The sequence below is a fragment of the Allomesorhizobium camelthorni genome, from assembly GCF_011045125.1.
GTDB lineage: Bacteria > Pseudomonadota > Alphaproteobacteria > Rhizobiales > Rhizobiaceae > Allomesorhizobium > Allomesorhizobium camelthorni.
The window spans coordinates 1-3,323 of the sequence record NZ_JAAKZF010000197.1; the positions used below are offsets into that span (position 1 = coordinate 1).

Sequence of the window (3,323 nt, forward strand, 5' to 3'; positions counted from 1 at the left end):
TCTCTGCGCTTCCGCAGACTAAATCGCAGACTAATATCCGTTTTTAGTCTGCGGCGTTCTGCTAAGTCATTGAAATTATGGCGCGCCCGAAGAGATTCGAACTCCTGACCCCCAGATTCGTAGTTTGAGGGCCCATCCTTGTCCGGCCAGGACGGGCTATTTGGTCTGGTAGCAGGTCTTACGTTGGAATGGGTGTCCAGCGAAGATCGTCCTGCAACCGGCGCCGGTAAGGCGTCATAACCTGCAAAGGTGTCTTGCGGACATATGCTTCGGCGTCAGCGTGCTCGCCGTTTTCAATCAGGTCCCTGAAGTGCTTAAGCACAGCAGGGTAGTGCGGCACGACATTGGGACTACCTCTCAGTCCGGGTTTCAGGTTCGTCCACACCACCGCATCAAGGTTGTGGGCCAGGGCCCACTTCGTAATGGATTGTGCACCTCGCCCATTTGACGCTCCATCTGCTTTCCGCCACCAACCAATTGAATACTGGATGTTCTCCTCTTTTATGCCCTCGCGCGTGGCCAGGGCATCAATTGCTGCGGCCCGACTATCGACCTTCAGCAGCGCCCATAAGGATGTCACCGTCTCCGGAACGTCGGCGATGACGAGAGTTATGCGCTTTCGCCCTGATTCCCGCGCAAACTCAATTGGCAGTATCGGGCCGTCCTTTTCCCACTCGCCAGACAATGGCAAGTTTCTTGGATCCCACACCAACGACCCCCAACCCAAGCAAGCGATCCTCATCTGTTCCTCAACGCCGTTCGAACGCTGAACCCTCACCAACTCCAGAAGCCACCGCCATAGTCGGTACCACAACCCTATCATCAACACTCCCAATCAAACGGACCAGACCAGAATAGGAGTAGTCCTCCTTAGGGGGACAGCAAAGGGCGCGGCGTCCCCAGACCGCCACCGACCGCCAAACGCCGATCACCTGTTGGCACCTTAGGACGAAAGCCTATCGCCGTTTGTCCGAGGATGGACGCTACACTTGTCCCCAAAGTGGTAGCAATGTGGTTGCAATTCTCCCCACCTTGAGAATGGCGTATACATTCTGCCTGCGTAATATATTGATTTTACTTGATGTTTTGGCGCACCCGACAGGATTCGAACCTGTGACCTCTGCCTTCGGAGGGCAGCGCTCTATCCAGCTGAGCTACGGGTGCCGGGCCGAAGCCGGAACGAACCGTTCCGGCTATGTCGCCGGACCGAAATAGCGTGCCGGGACGCCGCTTCATAGCCGATGCGGCGGCCGGCTTCAACGGGCAACTGCGCGGCCGGGCCATTCTCCGCAAAAGAGGCCGGGCCTGCGGCAACCGTCACGGCCGATGTGGTGCGCTGCTAGACGCCCGGCCTGGCGCCTGGGAAATATCGCACGATGAGTTCATGCACGTGGGCATTGCGGCTTTTCGCGTTTTCGCCGCCCATGACGACGACGACCATCCTGCGACCGTCGCGGTTCACCGACGTCACGATGTTGTAGCCGGAAGCGCGGATATAGCCGGTCTTGATGCCGTCGACGCCGTCGACCTTGCCGATGAGGTCGTTGTGGCCGCGGATTGTCCGGCCGTTGTAGCTGAAGCTCGTGCCCGAAAAATAAGCGTAGTGCGACGGGAAGCGCCGGCGCAGCGCCATGCCGAGCAACGCCATGTCGCGCGCGGTGGTGCGCTGCTGGTCGTCCGGCAGTCCCGAAGCATTGCGGAATGTGGTGCTGCTCATGCCGAGCTGCCGCGCCTTGGCGGTCATCATCTGCGCGAATTGCTCTTCCGTGCCGCCGAGGAGCTCGGCCAAGGCTACCGCCACGTCGTTTGCCGACTTCACCGCCAGCGCGCGTATCGCCGTATCGACGTCGACGGACTGGTCGCGCTTGAAGCCGATCTTGCTCGGCGGCCGCGTCCGCGCGTAGTCGGAAACGGGGATGAGCGTGTCGCGCGAGATGCGGCCGGTCTCGATAGCCTCGAACAGCATGTAGAGCGTCATCATTTTGGTCAGCGAGGCCGGATAGCGCGGCTGGTCGGCATTCGCCTGAAACAGAATGGCGCCGCTATTGGCATCCACCACGATCGCCGCATATTTCGGCGAGGTTTGGGCCATTGACGGCGGAGGCACTTCGAGCGTGCTCGTCGTCGAGCATGCGCCAAGCAGCACGATCATCAGGAAAGTGGCCGCCGCCTTGTGAAATGAGCCGGCGAGAAGCTGAAAGGTGGTTCGCAAGGATGACAACCCGTTCGGACGATGGCGACCCGCCGCCGCGATCCCCCCGCGACGCAGTGGAAAGAACCTAGACCAAGACGTTGCCATCTGGAAGCGGCTCCGTTTAGAGGACGCATGCCGATGGCCGTATTCTTCCCAGCGTTGAAATTCACGGCTAAGGTCGCGGCCCGTGATCTTGACCGGGGGGCTTCGCGATGTCGGGCAGCGTCGAAATCGGCGGAGCAGCGAGTACTTCACTGCTGCGCGCATCGCTGAGCCGCACCGGCAAATGGGCAGGCGGCCTCGGCGTGGTCGGCGGTTTCGTCGCCGATATCCTCAGCCCGCTTGTTCCATTCGCCGCCTATATCGCGCTTGCCGCGGCGGTGACGGCGGTGATTCTTGCGGCGGCGATCGCCTTCCGGGTGGTCCTTGCCGCCACGGCGCTGCCGGCCCTGGTGTTCGCAACGACGACAGCTGCCCTGGCCGGCGGCCTGTTTGCCCTGCAACAGGCAAACGACGCCGAGGACGGCGTGCTAGCGGGCCTCGTCCCGGCGATTGCCGGGCTGCAGCAGTCGATGGGGATCGTTGCGGCAAGCGTGGAAAAGATCGAGCAGACCGTGACCGAAACGGCAAAGACGGTCGAGACGGTCAAGCAGACGACGCAAGAGGTTCAGCGAACCGCCGAAAAGGTCGAACGGAACACCGAGGAGATCGCCGCGAACCAGGCAAAGCAGCAGGAACAGGTCGCGAAGTTGCAGGCGACCACCGAACAGATCGCCGTGTCGATCGATACGATAGCCGACGGTTTCAAGGCGTTGGCGGCGCAGGGCGGGGTCATCGCCGATCCCAAGCGCCCGGACGAGTTCTACCACAATGCAAGGGTGCACGAGCTTTCCGGCGACATGCTCAACGCGCGGCGGTCATACTTGGCATTCGCCGGGTTCAGCGTGGATGCCGTCGATCCTTATATCCGCTTCGCCACGCTGCTTCGGGTGCAGGATGGCAAGGCCGGCGCACGCGAGGTGCTTGGCGCGCTAGGTGTGAGCTTTCAGGAGGTTGTCCATTCGGACCGGACCGGGGAGACTGGAGTTACCAGGCTTCAGCATCCGCCGGAGGGTCCGAATGAACATCC

The 3,323-nt window shown here is 61.3% G+C and carries 2 protein-coding genes, 1 tRNA gene and 1 pseudogene; 1 reads left to right on the forward strand and 3 read right to left on the reverse strand.

The features are described 5' to 3' along the window. Positions 1 to 178: 178 nt before the first annotated feature. The 3 genes from G6N73_RS35045 to G6N73_RS35055 all read right to left on the reverse strand — a co-directional run bounded on the left by G6N73_RS35045 (position 179) and on the right by G6N73_RS35055 (position 2,212). Complete coding sequence (locus G6N73_RS35045; protein ID WP_165034446.1) at positions 179 to 685, reverse strand: hypothetical protein; 507 nt, start codon at positions 683 to 685, stop codon at positions 179 to 181. 402 nt (positions 686 to 1,087) lie between these two features. Continuing rightward, positions 1,088 to 1,164 (reverse strand) — tRNA-Arg (locus G6N73_RS35050). Positions 1,165 to 1,339: 175 nt separating this feature from the next. Beyond that, positions 1,340 to 2,212 carry a D-alanyl-D-alanine carboxypeptidase family protein gene (locus G6N73_RS35055; RefSeq protein ID WP_165034447.1) on the reverse strand — a complete coding sequence of 291 codons (873 nt, stop codon included), beginning with the start codon at positions 2,210 to 2,212 and terminating at the stop codon, positions 1,340 to 1,342. 194 nt (positions 2,213 to 2,406) lie between these two features. Here G6N73_RS35055 and G6N73_RS35060 point away from each other — a divergent pair. Further along, a pseudogene (locus tag G6N73_RS35060) lies at positions 2,407 to 3,323 on the forward strand (hypothetical protein); the annotation flags it as partial.